Annotated in this window: 15 protein-coding genes; 9 read left to right on the top strand and 6 right to left on the bottom strand. The window is 40.8% G+C overall.

Going from position 1 to position 19,528, the window contains the following annotated elements:
* Positions 1–183: 183 nt before the first annotated feature.
* Positions 184–1,041, bottom strand: coding sequence for a DUF4349 domain-containing protein (locus tag AY601_RS02315; protein ID WP_232324683.1), 858 nt, complete (start codon positions 1,039–1,041; stop codon positions 184–186).
* A 365-nt stretch (positions 1,042–1,406) separates the two neighbouring features.
* On the opposite strand from AY601_RS02315, the gene AY601_RS25220 reads away from it, so the two are divergent.
* From AY601_RS25220 to AY601_RS02350, 8 genes are all read left to right on the top strand, one after another.
* The gene (locus AY601_RS25220; RefSeq protein WP_082035969.1) at positions 1,407–1,484 is read left to right on the top strand and encodes a potassium-transporting ATPase subunit F; all 78 of its coding nucleotides are present in this window, start codon (positions 1,407–1,409) and stop codon (positions 1,482–1,484) included.
* Positions 1,485–1,493: 9 nt separating this feature from the next.
* A complete protein-coding gene (gene kdpA / locus AY601_RS02320) occupies positions 1,494–3,212 on the top strand; it encodes a potassium-transporting ATPase subunit KdpA (RefSeq protein ID WP_068395858.1) in 1,719 nt (572 codons plus the stop codon).
* Positions 3,213–3,218: 6 nt separating this feature from the next.
* Complete coding sequence (gene kdpB / locus AY601_RS02325; protein WP_068395862.1) at positions 3,219–5,249, top strand: potassium-transporting ATPase subunit KdpB; 2,031 nt, start codon at positions 3,219–3,221, stop codon at positions 5,247–5,249.
* 147 nt (positions 5,250–5,396) lie between these two features.
* Entirely contained in the window at positions 5,397–5,963 is a 567-nt protein-coding gene (locus AY601_RS02330) for a K(+)-transporting ATPase subunit C (protein ID WP_068395865.1), read from the top strand.
* Positions 5,964–6,107: 144 nt separating this feature from the next.
* Positions 6,108–7,178, top strand: a complete 1,071-nt coding sequence (locus AY601_RS02335; RefSeq protein WP_068395868.1) for a porin — start codon at positions 6,108–6,110, stop codon at positions 7,176–7,178.
* A 121-nt stretch (positions 7,179–7,299) separates the two neighbouring features.
* Positions 7,300–7,578 (top strand): hypothetical protein, encoded by a 279-nt coding sequence (locus AY601_RS02340; RefSeq protein WP_068395871.1) that lies wholly within the window; start codon positions 7,300–7,302, stop codon positions 7,576–7,578.
* Between the two features lie 9 nt (positions 7,579–7,587).
* A complete protein-coding gene (locus AY601_RS02345) occupies positions 7,588–8,718 on the top strand; it encodes a sensor protein KdpD (RefSeq protein WP_068395874.1) in 1,131 nt (376 codons plus the stop codon).
* 380 nt (positions 8,719–9,098) lie between these two features.
* A complete protein-coding gene (locus AY601_RS02350) occupies positions 9,099–10,895 on the top strand; it encodes a HAMP domain-containing sensor histidine kinase (RefSeq protein WP_335340586.1) in 1,797 nt (598 codons plus the stop codon).
* 8 nt (positions 10,896–10,903) lie between these two features.
* Here AY601_RS02350 and hutG read toward each other — a convergent pair whose 3' ends face one another.
* From hutG to AY601_RS02375, 5 genes are read right to left on the bottom strand one after another with little or no spacing between them, the layout of a single operon-like run.
* Entirely contained in the window at positions 10,904–11,887 is a 984-nt protein-coding gene (gene hutG / locus AY601_RS02355; RefSeq protein ID WP_068395877.1) for a formimidoylglutamase, read from the bottom strand.
* Positions 11,884–13,110, bottom strand: a complete 1,227-nt coding sequence (gene hutI / locus AY601_RS02360; RefSeq protein ID WP_068395880.1) for an imidazolonepropionase — start codon at positions 13,108–13,110, stop codon at positions 11,884–11,886. Before hutI ends, hutG begins: the two co-directional genes overlap by 4 nt.
* Positions 13,111–13,125: 15 nt before the next feature.
* Complete coding sequence (gene hutU / locus AY601_RS02365; protein WP_068395883.1) at positions 13,126–14,799, bottom strand: urocanate hydratase; 1,674 nt, start codon at positions 14,797–14,799, stop codon at positions 13,126–13,128.
* On the bottom strand, positions 14,777–16,339 hold the full coding sequence (gene hutH / locus AY601_RS02370; protein WP_068395886.1) for a histidine ammonia-lyase: 1,563 nt from the start codon (positions 16,337–16,339) through the stop codon (positions 14,777–14,779). The genes hutU and hutH overlap by 23 nt, the downstream gene beginning before the upstream one ends.
* Positions 16,332–16,841 carry a MarR family winged helix-turn-helix transcriptional regulator gene (locus tag AY601_RS02375; protein WP_068395889.1) on the bottom strand — a complete coding sequence of 170 codons (510 nt, stop codon included), beginning with the start codon at positions 16,839–16,841 and terminating at the stop codon, positions 16,332–16,334. The genes hutH and AY601_RS02375 overlap by 8 nt, the downstream gene beginning before the upstream one ends.
* Before the next feature lie 675 nt (positions 16,842–17,516).
* Here AY601_RS02375 and AY601_RS02380 point away from each other — a divergent pair.
* Entirely contained in the window at positions 17,517–19,472 is a 1,956-nt protein-coding gene (locus AY601_RS02380) for an LTA synthase family protein (RefSeq protein ID WP_068395892.1), read from the top strand.
* The last annotated feature ends 56 nt before the right edge of the window (positions 19,473–19,528 follow it).

Raw genomic sequence — 19,528 nt, forward strand, 5'->3', positions numbered from 1 at the left:
GAGCATTTAAACTGTAAAAATATCTTAATGTGTTGCTTTTCAAGGAGAAAAAATTTCAGAGCAGATGTGGATACAGAACAGATAGGAGGGGATTACTTGAAAAAAGCAGTTCAGGCACGTGTTTAAACTTATAAAACAAAGCTTAACACGCACCTGAACACTCAAAATCTCCTGAAAATTCAATTAAGCTATCAATTTTTTTCTTCTGTAGTGCCTGAAAACAAAATAACCAGCAACAGCCAACACTATTAAAGCCCATAAATTAGCCAGGATCAGAATAAATTCCTTAAACACACTCCATCCATTCTCAAAACTTAACCAGAACCGTTTAAAAAAATCAGGCCGATAATCGGACAACTCATCATTGACCACTATCATTTTTTTAACCGTATTGTCCTGGTAAAAATTTAAAGTAATCGTACTGTACCTTACATTCCGGTCAGTCATCAAATTATTCACCTTATTATCTACCAAATCATCTTTCAATGCTAAAGACCTTTCCGCAACACTGATCTTTTTTCCTGAAACAGAATTATTCAACTGCGTTACCGCTTCAACCTTATTCTTATTTTTCAACTGATTGCTCAAATAATTCAAGCTCACATCATCCTGTTTTAAAGACTGTTCATCAATGAACACTGCCATTCTTGTGACCTGGTTCGTAAAATCATCCAGCTTTTCAGAAGGGATTTTTGCAACTACCAGACCCTCCACGCGGTAAGAAATTAATTCCAGCAGAGAATCAGCCGAATACTTTACCTTATCATTCTGTATGACCACACTATGCGTATTAAACTCAGCAATCGTACCACCCTCAGCCCTCAGGATCTTCCCCAGCGTTTCCTTCGTAAGCTGGACATCCTTTACCCTGAACTTCATGTCTGCAGTTTTAACAATTTTTTCAGTTAATGCAGTATCAGATGATAAGGCAGAACTCTGTTTTTGCAGATCAGCAACGTCATAAGCACCCGATTTTTTGTCACTGCTACAACCCAGGGCAGTTAAACCTAGTATTCCATAAATCAAATATTTCTTCATCATGTTAAGGATTAAATTTTCCCTTAATACTGCTATACACCATTAAGTAACCCTATGTCATCAACATATCTCAGAACCCTTACTCAATTAATTTAAAGCCGCTTTAACCAGAAGCAACCTTCCATATCGGTAATCAACCCTTTCATTTTGGAAGGGTTTTAACCTTCTCAATTTTCTTGTAAAATCCATTTACCTGCTTAAAATGCTTGTGTACAGCTATTTAAGTTATGTTGCTTTTCTTTGGTATAGCGATTGGATAAGGCCATAAAAAATAAACACCATGATGACTGTACTATTATTAATCGCTCTTCTGATCCTGACGTGGATCTGCTACAAATCAATCGACTGGTTCGAAAAAATCTAAAATTATGATCGCACTATTTATTATCGCAATCGCAGTATTTATCTATATGATTTACGTGCTGATTAAACCCGAAAAATTTTAATTGAACGCTATGAACACTGAATTATTTGGAATCTTCGCTACCTACCTGCTTACCCTGGTTATAGCTATTCCTTTAGGCAAATACCTCGCAAAGGTATTTGCTGGTGAAAAAGTCTGGACTGACTTCTTAAAACCTATTGAATCTGGTATCTACAAACTTTCCGGAATTAACCCTAACGAGCAAATGAATTGGAAACAGCACATGAAAGCGCTGATGACCATCAACCTTGTATGGCTAGTTTATGGATTCTTCGTTTTAATGAATCAGGATAAGCTGCCACTTAATCCCGACGGTAACCCAGGAATGTCTCCTGATCTTGCCTTTAACTCAATTATCAGTTTCGTTGTAAACTGTAACCTTCAACATTATTCAGGAGAAAGCGGTGTAACCTATCTTACACAACACTTTGTGATGATGTTTCTTCAATTTGTGAGTGCCGCAACCGGTATCGCAGCTGCTGTAGTCTTCTTTAAAGCCTTCAGAGATAAAACCTCTACCAATCTGGGTAACTTCTGGGAATTCTTTGTGAAATCAATCACCAGGTTATTATTACCTCTTTCCCTGATCATGGCTGTTATCCTTGCCTTTTCAGGTACGACCACCAGTTACGAAGGAAAAGACAAATTCATATCATTACAGGGCGATACTGTAAACGTATCAAGAGGCCCGGCAGCTGCATTTGTAGCTATAAAACACTTAGGAACAAATGGCGGTGGCTGGTTTGGTACAAACTCTGCACACCCCTTAGAAAATCCATCCTATTTCACCAATTCGGTAGAACTAATTGCACAGGTGATCATTCCTATAGCGATGGTTATTGCTTTCGGTATTTTTATCAGGCGCAGAAAACTATCCTGGATGATATTCGGCGTAATGACTATCGGTATGCTCTTACTGCTGATCCCAACCGTAAGCAGTGAGCTGGGTGGGAACCCTGCAATTGCAAAAATGGGTATTTCGCAGCTTACCGGTGCAATGGAAGGTAAAGAAGTACGGTTCGGGCCGGCAATTAGTGGTTACTGGAGTACCGTTACCACTATTATCTCTACAGGATCAGTAAACAGTATGCATGACAGTTCGATGCCACTAACAGGCTTATGGCAATTATTAGGGATGATGATCAACTCCTTTTATGGAGGCTGTGGAGTAGGGGTGCTCAATTACTTTATCTATCTCATTATTGCTGTATTCATCTCTGGTTTAATGGTAGGCCGGACACCAGAATTCCTGGGGCATAAAGTAGAAGCAAGAGAAATTAAGATTGCAGCATTAATCACCCTGTTAAGTCCTTTTCTGATTCTTGCTGGTACAGCACTATCAAGTTTTATCATCGTCAATCATGCAGATGCGGCATGGGCAGTACAACCAAAAGCATGGTTAAATAACCCAAGCTTTCACGGTTTCTCAGAGATGTTATACGAAATGACTTCTTCCAACGCAAACAACGGTTCTGGATTTGAAGGCTTAGGCGACAATAACGTGTTCTGGAATGTGTCTACAGGATTTTTATTATTCCTGGGCAGGTTCTTACCAATTATCGGCCCTATTGCTATTGCTGGATTACTGGGTGCTAAAAAATATATCCCGGAATCTGCTGGTACTTTAAAAGCAGAAACACTGACTTTCAGTCTGATGACTTTTGCGGTGATCATTGTTTTAAATGCCCTTTCCTATTTCCCTGCCCTGACTTTAGGCCCGTTGGCAGAATATTTTACCCTGATTAAATAGATTATCATGAAGTCTTCTAATAAATTATTTGAACCTGCATTGGTTCAAAACGCCCTTAAACAATCCTTTATAAAACTTGATCCAAGGGTGATGGTGCGTAACCCAGTGATGTTTACTGTCGAAGTAGGAACACTGGTGATGGCATACGTTACGGTTTATTCTTTCAGCCACGCCGGACAAGGATCACCACTATATAACTTCTTTATTTTCTTAATTCTGTTCCTGACCGTACTGTTTGGCAATTTTGCAGAAGCCATTGCTGAAGCCAGGGGTAAAGCTCAGGCAGACAGCTTAAGAAAAACCAGGGAAGAAACACCAGCTAAAGTAGTTCTGGCAGACGGAACTTTAGAAATGCGTTCATCCAGTCAATTAAAAAAAGGAGATGTTTTTTTCTGTGAAACCGGAGATACCATCCCAACAGACGGAGAAATCATTCAAGGTATAGCTACCATCGATGAGTCAGCTATTACCGGAGAATCTGCGCCAGTAATCAGAGAGTCCGGAGGTGATAAATCGTCCGTAACAGGGGGTACTAAAGTACTATCGGATGAAATTAAAGTGATGGTGAGTACTGAACCAGGAGAAAGCTTTCTGGACAAAATGATTGCGCTTGTAGAAGGAGCATCCCGTCAGAAAACGCCAAACGAAATTGCCTTAACAATCCTCTTAGCAAGTTTTACCTTAGTATTTGTGATTGTCTGTGTAACCTTGAAACCTTTCGCAGATTACGCAAATACACCGATCACAATAGCTGCATTAATCTCTCTGTTCGTTTGTCTGATCCCTACCACAATCGGTGGCCTGTTATCCGCTATCGGGATTGCCGGAATGGATCGTGCCTTACGTGCAAACGTGATTACCAAATCAGGTAAAGCAGTGGAAACCGCAGGTGACATTGACGTACTGTTATTAGATAAAACAGGAACGATCACTATTGGTAACCGCAAAGCGACCAACTTTTACCCTACAGCAGCAGTAGACGTTAAACTGTTTACCAATGCCTGCGTACTGAGTTCCTTAGCCGATGAAACCCCAGAAGGAAAATCAATTATTGAGCTGGCCAATGCACAAAATAATTTTGCATTGCCAACTACTCCAGAAGGCGCAGTATTTATCAAGTTTACTGCCGAAACCAGGTCCAGCGGAATTGATACCCCAGATGGAAGACGTATCCGTAAAGGAGCTTTTGACTCTATCCGTAACATCGTTCAGAAAGCAGGAAATATTTTTCCTCAGGATATCGAAGACGAAGTTAAAAAGATCGCTTCCAACGGAGGAACCCCGCTTGTAGTTTCAGAGAACGAGAAAGCACTGGGTGTAATTGAATTACAGGATATTATCAAACCAGGGATCAGCGAACGTTTCGACCGTCTGCGTAAGATGGGTGTAAAAACAGTGATGGTAACCGGAGATAACCCGTTGACGGCTAAATTTATCGCAGAAAAAGCAGGCGTAGATGACTTTATTGCTGAAGCAAAACCTGAGGATAAAATGAACTATATCAAAGACGAGCAGGCCTTAGGCAAGCTGGTTGCGATGATGGGTGATGGTACAAACGATGCTCCAGCCTTAGCACAAGCAGACGTTGGTGTAGCCATGAACAGTGGAACACAGGCTGCAAAAGAGGCTGGGAACATGGTCGATCTGGACAATGATCCAACCAAACTGATTGAAATTGTAGAGATCGGTAAACAGCTGTTAATCACGCGTGGTACCTTAACAACATTCTCTATAGCGAATGACGTAGCTAAATACTTTGCTATTGTTCCGGCCTTATTTATTGGTTCAATACCAGCTTTACAAGCTTTGAATATTATGGGTTTACATTCCCCTGAAAGTGCAATTATGTCGGCTGTTATTTTCAATGCGATTATCATTCCGATCCTGATTCCACTTGCTTTAAGAGGTGTAGCTTATAAACCAATAGGCGCCAGTGCATTATTACGCAGGAACCTTTTGATTTACGGTCTGGGCGGAGTTATAGCACCTTTTATCGGGATCAAGCTGATTGATTTACTAGTTGGACTATTCGTTTAAAAACATAAAATCATAAAAACATAAAGTCATAATAAACACAAGATCATAATAAACAATAAAAGATCATGAAACCTGCATGAGCTAACAGCTCTCCAATAATTGATCAAGCTCATGCAAGCTTCATAACCATAAAAAAATTAAGAAACCATGAAAAAGTACATCTTACAATCTATACGTCTTACCGCAGTTTTATTAGTGCTGTTATGCGTAATATATCCTTTAATCGTTGCCTTTGCCGGAAGTTTCTCTAAAGGCAGCGGCGGTGGTGAAAAAATCATTCAAAACGGTAAAGTAGTAGGTTATGCCCTGATCGGTCAATCCTTTACAAAACCTCAATATTTCTGGGGCAGACCATCCTCAGTAGGTTACAAAGCAGATGGATCTGGTGGATCAAACAAAGGCCCGTCAAACCCAGATTACTTAAAAGAAGTAAACAGCAGGATAGACTCTCTGCTTAAATACCACCCTTATCTGAAACGCAGTGATATTCCTGCCGATATGGTGACTGCCTCTGGTAGTGGACTGGACCCTGATATTTCTGTAGAAGGGGCAGCTATTCAAATTAAAAGAGTAGCCATGAACAGAAAATTAAGTGAACAAGTCGTATCTGACCTGGTTAAGAAAACTGCGAATGGCCCACTGCTGGGGCTATTTGGCCCAAGTACAATCAATGTACTGGAATTGAATGTTGCATTGGACAACCTGAAAAAATAAGCTGAAGCCAGTTTAAACGAAGCCTGTTTAAAATCAATAATCATAGCCAACCCTGTCCGATTTTAAACAGGCTCTTAAAATTCCTCTGAATTAATACCCTTATCAACAAGAAAAACGCCTTATAATTTTATAATAAAAAATACAATGAACAAAATTTTGATGACAGCTGCCACTGTTTGTATGGGTTTGGGTGCCTTTGCGCAAGACGAACCGAAGATTAAAATTTCTGGTTATGCCGAAGTATACTATGGACACGACTTTAACAAACCAGAGAACAACAGCAGACCTGGTTTTATATATGCACACAATAGAAGTAATGAAGTGAATCTGAACTTAGGTTATATTAAAGCCGCCTACGACTCCGGAAAGATCAGAGCTAACCTGGCCATCATGGCCGGCACCTACGCCAATGCCAATCTTGCTGCTGAATCAGGGGTGTCAAAAAACATCCTGGAAGCAAATGTTGGCTTTAAAATATCCAGCAAAGCCAACCTTTGGATAGACGCGGGTGTATTTTCTTCGCACATTGGTTTTGAAAGCGCAATATCAAAGGACTGCTGGGTATTGACCAGGAATATATCTTCAGAAAATACCCCCTACTTCGAATCCGGAGCGAAGGTTACTTACAGCACCGATGACAACAAGTTTACCGCTTCAGCCCTGTACTTAAACGGCTGGCAGCGTATCGCACGTCAGGACGGGAACAGGCAACCAGCCGGAGGCCTGCAACTTACCTGGAAACCAACCGATAAAATTACAGTAAACTACAGTAATTATCTTGGAACCGAAGGTGCTGACTCCGTGAGAGTAACCCGTTTCTATCATAACATTTACGGTATATTCCAACTGGCTGATGCTTTTGGCGTAACCGTAGGATTTGACTACGCTACACAGCAAAAATCCAAAACTGACCACAGTAAAAATGAAGTATTATCCCCCGTGGTTATTGCGCGTTATACCATTAACCCTAAATGGGCGATGGCAGGCAGATTTGAATACTATCAGGATAAAAATGGGGTCTTGATTGCTACTGATACCCCTAATGGATTTAAAACCAAAGGTTATTCCTTAAACATTGATTATGCCCCGGTACCAAACGCAGTGGTCAGACTAGAAGGTAAAGTATATGATAGTAAAGACAAGATATTTAAAAGAGAGATAAGTGCTGTAAACTATAATGCAGTAGTTACTGCAAGTGTTGCAGTCTTCTTTTAACTCCTTTTAATCCCTGTTGATTCTCCTTTTTAAAAGGATTGACCAGGGAAATGATTTTAAAATGATTAGCCGGAGAAATAAGATCTCCGGCTTTAAAAACTAAAAATTAAAAGCTATAAACATGGAAACATTTTTAGAATTTTTATTTACCGCTTCAATCACTGTTTTTGCAGGATTTCTGTGCTTAAAATACGGACCAAAAACAAAGAGAAAAGCAAGAATTGCCCGGCTGAAAAGAGGGCAGGAAGTCAGGCTTAAAAACCCGCATCAAACGATTGCAATTCAAACAAATTACCGGAATTATTCCGTTAAATTTATATTGATTTTATTAATAGGAATTACGTTCATTACCGGTGTATCCTATCTCGTTGATATTGGATATGTGATCATTACATGGTAAACCGATTATATTGTGGAAGATAATAAAGAACAATCAGTACGTCAATTCCTTGACCTCGTGAAGAAATCACGGCGCGGCAAGTTCAAGATCTATATCGGCATGAGTGCAGGCGTTGGAAAAACCTACCGGATGCTGCAAGAAGCGCATGCCCTGCTCAAAAGCGGGATTGACATACAAATCGGCTATATCGAAACCCATAACAGGGAAGAAACCCATGCCCTTTTAGCAGGAATACCGCTCATTCCCAGGCGTAAACTATTCTACAAAGGCAAAGAAATGGAAGAAATGGACGTGCAGGCCATCCTCAGCAGGAATCCCGAGGTTGTCATCGTGGATGAGCTGGCACACTCCAATATTGAAGGAAGTAAAAACACAAAACGCTGGCAGGACGTCATGGATATCCTAGAATCCGGAATCAGTGTAATCTCGGCTGTGAATATCCAGCACCTGGAAAGCATGAATGAGGAAATCGAGAAAATCACTGGTATTCCCATCACAGAGCGCATCCCGGATAGAGTATTGGACATTGCAGATGAGATCGTCAACATTGACCTGACCGCTGATGAGCTCATAGACCGGCTTAAATCCGGTAAAATATATGATAAAACAAAAATAGAAAGAGCTTTAGGGAACTTCTTTCAATCCGAGCGTATCCTTCAACTCAGGGAGCTCGCTTTGCGGGAAGTGGCTCACCACGTAGAAAGAAAAATCAGTGTAGAAATCCCTAAACAAATCAAACTCAGACCAGAACGATTTATGGCCTGTATCTCTACCAATAACATAACCGCAAAGATCGTTATCCGTAAAACAGCCAGACTGGCATCCTATTACAGATCCCCCTGGATTGTACTCTATGTGCAGAATAATAGTGAAAGTAGTGACCGGATTAAACTAGATTTGCAACGGCATCTGATCAATAACTTTAAGCTCGCTACAGAACTCGGAGCAGAAGTAATTAAAGTAAAAAGTGATGACGTCACTAAAACCATTATAAGAATTGCCCAGGAAAAAGAAATTACCACAATCTGCATCGGTAAACCTCACTTGAACCTCTTTCAGGTCATTATGAGAACCGCTGTCTTCAATGAATTACTCAGAAATATTTCATCCACAGAAACAGACCTCGTCATTCTATCCTAAAGCAATCCAACTAATAAATCAATAAGTGAACCAACTAATGAACTACAATAAGCAATTGAATCAGAAATCCAACTAGTGAACCAATAAGCGATCCAACTAGCAAATCAATAAGTAAACCAATTAGTAAATCAATGGCAATCCAACTAATAAACCAATAAGCAACCCAACTATTAACCCAACAAGTAACTCAATAAAAAAAAATGAAATTGTATGCTACTTTGCAACAGATAAACCTAACTGGATATCCTAAAAAAATATAGATGGTGCTAAGGTGAAGAGCATTGTTTATTCTGCCCATTTCGGGCCTGAATAAATGCCGCTCGAACATAGCACCTCTATATTTTGCGAAGCCAGACAAACCCTTTTTTAAGCAATATACAATGAAACCTGCGGCATTTCGCAAGCTTCATTACCAAAGAAGAACAATAAAAAACGCAATGAAAATAAAAACCAAACTCCGCCTCGGATTCGGATTCCTATTTGTGGTGGTACTCTTATTCGGCTCAATCTCACTCTACTACATGAACCAAATCTCGGTCAGTGCAAAAGTGATTCTGAAAGACAACTACGAAACCCTGAGTTACACCAGAGAAATGCGTTCCATACTCGACCAGAACGACCTTCCCCTCACCACAGAACTACAGAAAAAATTCACAAAACAACTAAACCTCGAATCAAAAAACGTGACCGAGAAAGGAGAAAGAGAGGCCGTAAATAATCTCAAACAATCCTTCAGCGAACTCACTAACCCTGCAAAGCAAAAAACAGCACTTGCAAAGATCAGATCTCAACTCACGATTATCGACAAACTCAACATGGACGGTATCGTCAGAAAAAACGATGTCGCTCAAAAATCCGTTGAAAAAGCCAGCCTGTACCTGATTACCGCGGCCAGCTTCTGCTTCCTCGTTCTATTCTCCTTCATCGTCAACTTCCCGGGATTTGTCGCCAACCCCCTAAGAGAATTCTCCGAAGCCATCCAGGAAATCGGGCGTAAAAATTACAAACAAAGACTCGAATTTGACGGCACTGACGAATTCGCAGAACTCGCCAGATCATTCAATGAAATGGTTGAACAACTCAACAAATGGGAAAACAGTAACCTTGCTAAAATCCAATCAGAAAAACTACGGATCGAAGCCATTATCGAACAAATGCAAGACGCCATCATCGGGCTTAACGAAAAACAAGAAATCCTTTTCATGAATAAAGTTGCCGCACAAATCCTGAACCTTGACAAAGGAAAAGTAAACGGATCCAACGTCAAAGACCTCATGAAGAAAAACGATCTTCTGGCCAGGATCATGAATAACGAAAAAAACGACCAACCCATAAAAATCTACGCAGACCAGAAAGAATCCTACTTTCAACTCCAAAAAAGAGAAATTATCGTACCCATATTCGAAGACCAGGAACTACCCGTTCTGCAAACCGGTAAAACAGCCGGGACAGTCTACATCCTCAATAACATTACCCAATTTAAAGAACTCGACGAAGCTAAAACCAACTTCATTGCTACCGTATCCCACGAACTTAAAACACCCATATCATCCATAAAAATGAGCCTTAAACTCTTGGACGACGAAAGGATCGGGCTCATGAACACAGAACAAAAACAACTCGTTGAACACATCAAAGACGACTGCAGCCGTCTGTTAAAAATTACCAGTGAACTCCTTGACCTTGCACAAGTAGAAACAGGTAACCTGCAACTAAACTTTGTCAAAGCCAATCCATTGGAAATCGTAAACTACGCCCTGAACGCAGTCCGTTTCCAAGCCGGGCAGAAAAACATTCAACTCGAACTCATCAGTAAAGAAAACCTGCCGCTTGTCAACGCAGACGTAGAAAAAACAGCCTGGGTGCTCATTAACTTTCTATCCAATGCCCTGCGCTACAGCTCAGAAAAATCAAAAGTTCAAATCGAAATACAAGAAAAAAAACAAGGAATAGAATTTTCCGTAAAAGACTTCGGAAAAGGAATAGACGAACAATATCAAAAAAGACTCTTTGACCGCTACTTCCAGGTACCCACAGACGGAAACAACAAATCAGGCTCTGGCTTAGGACTGGCAATTTCCAAAGACTTTATAGAAGCCGAAAACGGTAAAATATGGGTAGAAAGTGAAATAGGGGAAGGAAGCCGCTTCTGCTTCTTCCTTCCCGTTGCTGAATAATCTTTTGGTTAGGTGATCATGCTAAAGGCCAGCGCGGCAGCTAACTTAGCCGTGCGCTGGTCTTGATCAAAAACCGGATTACACTCTGCAATATCCATGCTGATAACCTTTCCACTAGCCATCACCGCCTTCAAGCAACTAAAGAAAAACGCATCAGGAATAAGACCACTAAAAGCAGCAGCACTTACCCCGGGTGCAAACGAAGACGAAAATACATCCATGCAAATCGTCAGGTAAATATGCGTTGAACCCGCAATAAACTCCTCCAGCTGACGCTGAATCAACTCCTGATTTGAAGCCATAAAACCTTCTGCAGCAATATGCTGAACACCCAGTCCCGCAGCCGTATCAAATAAATACTTCGTATTGCTGTTCAGCTGGATCCCAACAGGCATATACCTGAATGGCTTGCCCGATACCTTGCAATCCTGCGCAATCTGAAAAAAACCAGTACCAGAATTTGTACCATGCGCATTAGGCTCGCGCAAATCAAAATGCGCATCAAAATTGATCACACCAATATTATCCCCCTTAGCTATATAACTATCGATACCCGTATAATGTCCATAAGCAACCTCATGACCACCACCAATAACCAAAGGCCGGTAACCATCTGCTAAAGCAAAGCCAACAACCTCAGCAAGCGAACGTTGCGCACCCTCCATATCCTGATCCGTACAAAAAATATCACCTAAATCAAGGAAAACAGTATCTTCAGGAAAATGAACAGGTAAATTGCAACAAGCCTTACGGAAATGAGCCGGGCCATCTTTTGCACCAACTCTGCCACCATTACGTCTCACTCCCTCGTCACAAGAAAAACCAATCAAAGCAATTCCCTGCTGACCCGGTGAGAGCAACGGGATAACCCCATGTAAAAGATCAACTAAAATCACCCGCTGATGCCAGCGTTGAACAGCCAGATCAGTCCCATCATTACGTCCAGACCAAGTCTCAACCCATGTTTTGCGATAAAATAAAGAGTCTATCATACGATTGTTCCGTTTTTCCAGACCATACCTGGTTTAATTTTTCCCTGATGGTATAAAATCTCCCGGTAATCACTACAAGGATAAGCCTGCATATCAGCTAACATCCCCTCGGTCAACGTACCACGATCCTTTAAACCCAATGCCTTTGCAGCTCTGAAAGTCAATCCTGCGAAAACCTCAGCTGTGCATAATTTCTCTGCAGCACTCATGACCGCAGCTTGCATCAATAAATCCCCCATAGGCGCAGAACCTGGATTCCAATCACTTGCAATAGCCAGACAAGCACCTGCATCCAATAATTTCCTTGCAGGCGCATATTGCATCCCTAAACCCAAAGAAGCACCAGGAAGCACAACAGCTACCGTCTCAGTACCCTTTAACAACGCAGCTTCTCTTTCCGTACTCGCTTCCAGATGATCTGCCGAAACAGCCCCAACTTCAATAGCTACTTCCAGTCCACTGGTCGTAAACTGATCCGCATGTACTGTAATTTCAAAACCCAGCGCTTTTGCAGCCAGTAAATAAGGAACTGAGGCCTTGCGGTCAAAAGCACTCTCTTCGATGAAAATATCTACCCGGTTTGCCAGATCCTCCGCCTTCACCAACGGTAATAAATCTGCCAGTACATGATCCAGATACTCCACCTGTGAACCCTCAAAATCTTTCGGTAAAAGATGTGCTGCCAAACAAGTAGGAATCAAATCGGCAACAGTAGTTAAAGCAATCTCTTTAATCGCTCTCAGCATTTTCAGCTCATTGCTTACATCCAGTCCATAACCACTCTTAATTTCTATCGTAGTCACTCCATCTGCCAAATGCCGCTGTACCCTTTGCTCCAGTAATTCCACAAGCTTTGGCAACCCTGCTGCGCGCGTTTGCGTTACAGAATCCCAAATACCACCACCACTTTTCGCAATTTCCAGATAAGTTTTGCCTTGAATACGCAAGCTATAATCCTTCGCTCTGCTTCCTGCAAAACAGATATGCGTATGGCAATCAATAAAGCCAGGAAGCAAAACCTGCTCCCCCTCAATTTTTTCCAGCGGCAACTCAGGATTTGCAAGACGTAAACTCTCAAAATCACCAGTAGCCACGATCTTTCCATTTTCTACAATAACCCCACCACCAGGAATCACTTCAAGCTGGTCATCATTTATAGCACCATTCAGCGCTAATCCCGATAAGGTCAGGATCTCGCTGAATGGACCGATTAGTTTTTTCATCTCAAATGTGTTAAACTATCCTATTTTTAAACCGAACTTTTCGGCCCATATTTCTGCCTGCTCATAACCTGCATCTGCATGACGGAAGATACCCATAGCCGGGTCATTGTACAATACACGGCTGATGCAACTCGCAGCGCGCTCAGTTCCGTCTGCCAATACCACCATACCCGCATGCTGCGAATAACCCATTCCTACACCACCACCATGATGGAAAGAAACCCAGGTTGCGCCACCCGAAGTATTGGCCATCAAGTTCAATAAAGGCCAGTCAGAAACTGCATCAGAGCCATCTTTCATAGACTCCGTTTCACGGTTAGGGGATGCAACAGAACCACAATCCAAATGATCGCGGCCAATAACGATCGGCCCTTTTACTTTGCCGCTTGCGACCAGTTCATTGAAAATCAGACCTGCTTTTTCGCGTTCACCCATACCTAACCAGCAAATACGTGCCGGTAAGCCCTGGAAACTAATTTTATCCTGCGCTTTTTGCAGCCAGTTGATCAAATGCGTGTTTTCCGGAAATGCTTCCATCAACGCACGATCAGTTACATAAATATCTTCAGGATCACCAGATAAAGCTACCCATCTGAACGGGCCTTTACCTTCACAGAATAACGGTCTGATATAAGCAGGTGTAAAACCAGGGAAGTTAAACGCATCTTTTTCTCCACCTTGTTTAGCAAACTCTCTTAAATTATTTCCATAATCAAAAGTAACCGCACCCAGTTTTTGCAATTCAAGCATGAAACCTACATGGCGGGCCATACTTTTCAATGACAATGCTTTATATTTTTCGGGATCACTTTTTCTAAGCGCCAGAGCTTCAGGTAAAGATAAACCGTTAGGCACATACCCATTCAAAGGATCATGTGCAGAAGTCTGGTCAGTCAGGATATCCGGAACTAAACCATCAGCAGTTAAACGCTCCAGTAAATCACCGGCATCCATGACAATTCCGATAGAAATAGCCGCACCAGAAGCTTTAGCTTCATTGACCCAATTAATCGCTTCTTCATAAGCATGCGTAATCCGGTCAATGTATTGTGTATCTACACGTTTTTGAATTCTGGTTTCATCTACATCAGCACCTAAAAAGATAGCACCTGCCATAGTTGCTGCCAGTGGCTGCGCGCCACCCATACCACCAATACCAGCACTTACAATCAGTTTGCCCGTCAAATCATGATTGAAATGCTGACGGCCACACTCTACAAAAGTCTCGTAGGTACCTTGTAAAATACCCTGCGTACCAATATAAATCCAGCTACCTGCTGTCATCTGGCCGTACATCATTAATCCTTTGCTGCGCAATTCATTGAAATGCTCCCAATTTGCCCATGCAGGTACTAAATTACTATTCGCAATTAAAACGCGTGGTGCCTGGGGATGACTTCTGATGATACCTACCGGTTTGCCCGATTGTACCAATAAAGAATGGTGCTCATCCAGTTCCAATAAAATTTCAATGATCTTGCGCAATGATTCCGGGTTACGGGCAGCCTGGCCAATACCGCCATAAACTACTAATTCTTCCGGGTTTTCGGCAACCTCACCATCCAGGTTATTCAGCAACATGCGCAATACAGACTCTGTCTGCCAGCTTTTAGCATGTAATTGCATCCCTCTTGGTGCTTTATAAAACGGATGCTTGGCGTAGGTGTTAATAAATTCTGAAGTCGTCATCGTTGAATAGGTTAATATGGTTAGCAATGGCAGTTTCATTCGCAGTCTGCAATAATGAACCGTTAGTTATCAAATGATGTAATTGATTAATATCGTCTGCAAAAAGACGGTCTTCCTTGATATAAGGAACATGTTTTCTGATTAAATCATGGCAGGCCTCAATTACCGGTGTTGATTTCAAAGGCCGTCTGAATTCTATAGCCTGTGCAGCATATAAAAGTTCAATCGCCTGGATAAATTCAAGGTTATCAATCACCATATGCAGCTTTCTTCCGCTAATAGAGCCCATAGAAACATGGTCTTCCTGCCCTAGAGAAGTAGGGACGCTATCCGCACTTGCCGGAAAGCATAAAGTTTTATTCTCGGTTACCAATGCTGCTGTTGTATATTGAGGGATCATTAAACCAGAGTTTAACCCTGCATCAGCAATCAGTAATTTTGGTAAATCATATTTACCTTCATTCATCAGGTAACAACGACGATCTGCAATATTTCCTAATTCTGCTGCGGCAACCGTTGCATAATCAAGCACCATAGCTAAAGGTTGTCCGTGGAAATTTCCTCCACTGATCGTATCTTCTGCACTAAAAATAACCGGGTTATCAGTCACTGAATTCAGCTCAATCTCTGTTAATTCTTTTAAATGTAACCAGGCATTACGCGAAGCACCATGTACCTGCGGCATACAGCGGATAGAATAAGGGTCCTGTACACGGCTGCAATTGATATGTGAAGTTCCGATTGCTGAACCTTCGAGGATTGCAGATAAGCGGTGGGCAACCAGTTTAGTGCCTTTATAAGGTCTTAAATTATGTAAACGCTCATCAAAGGGGCGGGTAGAACCAGTCAGGCCTTCTAAAGACATTGCTCCGCTTAAATCAGCCAGATCCAATGCATCATTCAACCGCTGAACCGCTTTAACAGCAAAAGCAAGAATAAACTGCGTGCCATTAATCAGCGCTAACCCTTCTTTTGGGCCTAATACGATTGGTTTTAAATGATATTGTTCCAGCATTTTTGCAGCTGAGACTTTTTCTCCATGGATAAACACTTCACCTAAACCAATTAAAGGCAGAAACAGGTGAGATAGGGGAGCAAGGTCACCAGAAGCACCTACCGAACCTTTTTCAGGAACAAAGGGAATAATGTCATTGTCAATATGCCAGATAATACGGGTTAATGTTTGTGGGGCAATACCAGAAAATCCCTTTGCTAAAGCCTGAACTTTAGTAATCATCATGATTTTGGCAATTTCCAGAGGAATTGGCTTACCTACACCAACACTATGACTTTTAAGGATATTGCTTTGTAAAAGCGAAGTGTCTTTTTCCGAAATATGGGTATCACATAATGGGCCGAATCCTGTGTTAACGCCATATACAGGTTTTTGACTGCGGACAATCTTTTGTACTTCTTCCCACGAAGATTGAATATTTGCTGCTGCTTCAGGACTAACCTGGCCCTTGGTCTGACCAGCTGCAATAGCCAGGCAAATTCCACTGGTCAGGTGGTCAGTTCCATAAAAAAATGAGTTATGCATTGGATGGAGATTTAACAGGGTGATGAATTTTGTGTTGAATATTTTTAACGATATCGATGGATTTGAAAGTAGTTTCCAGTTTAGTCAGCGTGGCTAATATCGCGCTGCCTTCTTCGCTTGCGCCTGCTACTTCTTCCATGGTTGCAGTGATGGCATCCCAAACAGGAATGATCCGCTCTAAAAGTGCTTTTCCTTCTTCACTCAGGGTCACTAATTGTTTACGGGCATCTTCAGCGCTGGTTGTACTGATGACTAAACCTTTGTTTTTGAGGTTGGTAACCAACTGGCTCGCTGCGGGATGAGAAACTTCAATCTGTTCACATAGTTCCTGAATGGTTAATGTTTTATTTTCAGAGAGTAGGTAGAATACTGGGAACCAGGTGGTTTCAAAGACGATACCTTCTGCCCTGTATGATTTGTTGATTTCTGAAAGAAAGAGTTCACTCAACCGTTTCAACCGGCTGCCTAACACTAAATATCCTAATGACTGATAGTAATTCATACTCAAATATATAAGTAATTATATAAGTACTTATATAATTTGGTGAAAATAATTGTAAATACTATGATAGTTAGGTGCTTAGCTGTGTCTGAGCAGTAGTTGACAAAAGGTTAAGCTCTACTTTGATAAAAGATAAAGCGCATTTTAAACAAGTCTCTAGCTGGGTTCTGTTGCAGTTTGAAGCGGGTTTGATACGGGTTTGATACGGGTTTGAAACGCCTCGACCCGTATCAAACCCGTATCAAACCCGCTTCAAACCCGTATCAAACTGTAAGAGAACACAACCAATGTTACTACTGTTCTATTGTTCTTCGGGTAGACAAATAGAATCTTAAAGGGAAAGTAGCGGTCGTATATGCGCACAAAGAGATAGTGAAGATGATTGCTTTGTTTCTGTCCGGCTAAATTTTATCATTTTGAAATACCTTATTTCTGATAAAAATCATGGATTAAATTTCAAGAAAATCTGAAGCAGATATTAAAGGAATATTAAGGAAAAATAAGATATGATAATTATTACTTTTTGATAGTCAATTGTTTATCTATCCTGTTAAATTTTTGCTTTTCTGACAGATACTCAGGAATTTTTTCGGAAATACTTCTTTTATATTTATTACGTTTAGTTTTTTTTACAACTATTTAATGATAGGTTTGGTAGCTCTTATCAAATGATATATGGTCCCATTAATATTTAAAGGAAGGTACAGTGTTCTGTTTTCCTTTTTTGCTGTTTTTTTATTCAGCTCTTTCTTAATCCGGACAGGTCTGCTGGCCGTTTCATCTGGTAAGACAGATTTTTCCATACTATCCATTATTCAATTATATTTTACAGGCTTTTTCTATGACTTTGGCGTAGCCCTTTTCCTGGTTACACTTTTCAGTATATACCTTTTATTTTTACCTCAGAAGTGGGTAAACACCCTTACCAATAAAATCATTACTTATAGCTGGTTGTTCCTGATCCTGTTGATTTCCTTTTTCTCTTTCTTCGCAGAACTTACCTTCTGGCAGGAATTTGAAAGCCGTTTTAACTTTATCGCGGTTGATTACCTGATTTATACCTACGAAGTTGTAAACAATATCAATGAATCCTATCCATTACCACTTTTGATAGGGGGTGTGTTATTATTGGTATTACTGGTAATGTTTCTGTTTGCGAAAAGAAAAGTTTTTACCCATGCTTTTCAATCTAATACTCCGTTCCGTACCCGGTTAATGATTTCTGGTTCATTGTTAATCCTGACCATACTTTATCCTTTATTTGTTCGCAATTCATTCGCTGAAAGAGGAACTAACCGTTATCAGAATGAATTGTCAAAAGCTGGTATATATTCTTTTTTTGCTGCTTTTAAGAACAATGAACTGGACTATAATGATTTCTATGCTTTGTTACCTGAAAATGAGGCTTTCAAGGTAATCAGGAATGAATTAAAAGAGCCGAACAGTACTTTTGTGACTAACGGAAATTCTATCAAAAGAGAGATCAATAATACAGGAACTACCTATAAACCCAATGTAATAATGATTACGGTAGAAAGTCTGAGTGCTGATTTTATGGAACACTTTGGCAATACGCAGAAGCTGATGCCTGTGCTGGATTCTCTGGCCACAACTAATCTGCTGTTTACCAATATGTATGCTACCGGAACCAGGACAGTGAGAGGGATGGAGGCTTTGACTTTAGCCAGCCCACCGACACCAGGGAGCAGTGTGGTCAGAAGACAAGGAAATGAAAAACTAACTACAGTAGGTCACATTTTTGAAAAAGCCGGTTATAGCAGAGCCTTTTTTTATGGTGGCGATGGCTACTTTGATAACATGAACGAATACTTTGGCAGCAATGGATTTGATATTATAGATAGAGGAAGAAATATTAAACTGGATGATGTTTATGAAACCAAAAGAACAATTATTCAAGACGATCAGGTTCATTTTGAAAATGCCTGGGGAATAAGTGATGAAGACTTATTTGCTGCGGTTACACGTGGTGCTGATGCAGAATTCAAACAGGGTAAACCATTTTATAATTTTGTGATGACAACTTCTAATCACCGTCCATTCACTTTTCCAGAAGGTAAGATTAAGTATACGTCGGGAAGTGGAAGAGAAGGAGCAGTGCGCTACACGGATTATGCAATCGGTGAATTCCTGAAGAATATCAGCAACAAACCATGGTATAAAAATACAGTCATTATTATAGTTGCTGACCATTGTGCAAGCAGTGCAGGCAGAAATGAAATTGATATCAATAAATACCATATTCCGTGTGTTATTCTCAATTTGCCAAAAAAGGGCAGCCAGGTAATTGATAAAATGTGTTCTCAAATTGATATTTATCCTACATTATTCAGTTTATTAGGCTGGAAATATGAAAGTAATTTATATGGGAAAAACCTTTTTGATCCCACTTATCAGCCCCGTGCGGTCTTGGGTACTTATCAAAAGCTGGCTTACCTGAAACAAGATAGCCTGGTGATCCTTGGCCCTCAGCAAAAAATGGAAACCTTCTTGTATAACAAGGCAAAGAATGAACAAGTTCCTGCTAAATTATCAAAAAGGGTAACCGATCAGGCAATCGCGAACTATCAAACTGCTTACGACTTATTCAAAAGCGGGGGAATGCACCAGTAGCTACAAATTTCCTTCAGTATTCAATAGTTTCTTTGCTTAATATCTATAAGCTTAAA

It is taken from the genome of Pedobacter cryoconitis (assembly GCF_001590605.1).
In the GTDB taxonomy this organism is placed as follows: Bacteria; Bacteroidota; Bacteroidia; order Sphingobacteriales; family Sphingobacteriaceae; genus Pedobacter; species Pedobacter cryoconitis_A.

Excerpts from the sequence above, each read along its gene's own strand:
- AY601_RS02315 (WP_232324683.1), bottom strand. The coding sequence starts at position 1,041 with ATGATGAAGAAATATTTGATTTATGGAATACTAGGTTTAACTGCCCTG.
- AY601_RS25220 (WP_082035969.1), top strand. The coding sequence starts at position 1,407 with ATGATCGCACTATTTATTATCGCAATCGCAGTATTTATCTATATGATT.
- kdpA (WP_068395858.1), top strand. The coding sequence starts at position 1,494 with ATGAACACTGAATTATTTGGAATCTTCGCTACCTACCTGCTTACCCTG.
- kdpB (WP_068395862.1), top strand. The coding sequence starts at position 3,219 with ATGAAGTCTTCTAATAAATTATTTGAACCTGCATTGGTTCAAAACGCC.
- AY601_RS02330 (WP_068395865.1), top strand. The coding sequence starts at position 5,397 with ATGAAAAAGTACATCTTACAATCTATACGTCTTACCGCAGTTTTATTA.
- AY601_RS02335 (WP_068395868.1), top strand. The coding sequence starts at position 6,108 with ATGAACAAAATTTTGATGACAGCTGCCACTGTTTGTATGGGTTTGGGT.
- AY601_RS02340 (WP_068395871.1), top strand. The coding sequence starts at position 7,300 with ATGGAAACATTTTTAGAATTTTTATTTACCGCTTCAATCACTGTTTTT.
- AY601_RS02350 (WP_335340586.1), top strand. The coding sequence starts at position 9,099 with ATGAAACCTGCGGCATTTCGCAAGCTTCATTACCAAAGAAGAACAATA.
- hutG (WP_068395877.1), bottom strand. The coding sequence starts at position 11,887 with ATGATAGACTCTTTATTTTATCGCAAAACATGGGTTGAGACTTGGTCT.
- hutI (WP_068395880.1), bottom strand. The coding sequence starts at position 13,110 with ATGAAAAAACTAATCGGTCCATTCAGCGAGATCCTGACCTTATCGGGA.
- hutU (WP_068395883.1), bottom strand. The coding sequence starts at position 14,799 with ATGACGACTTCAGAATTTATTAACACCTACGCCAAGCATCCGTTTTAT.
- hutH (WP_068395886.1), bottom strand. The coding sequence starts at position 16,339 with ATGCATAACTCATTTTTTTATGGAACTGACCACCTGACCAGTGGAATT.
- AY601_RS02375 (WP_068395889.1), bottom strand. The coding sequence starts at position 16,841 with ATGAATTACTATCAGTCATTAGGATATTTAGTGTTAGGCAGCCGGTTG.
- AY601_RS02380 (WP_068395892.1), top strand. The coding sequence starts at position 17,517 with ATGGTCCCATTAATATTTAAAGGAAGGTACAGTGTTCTGTTTTCCTTT.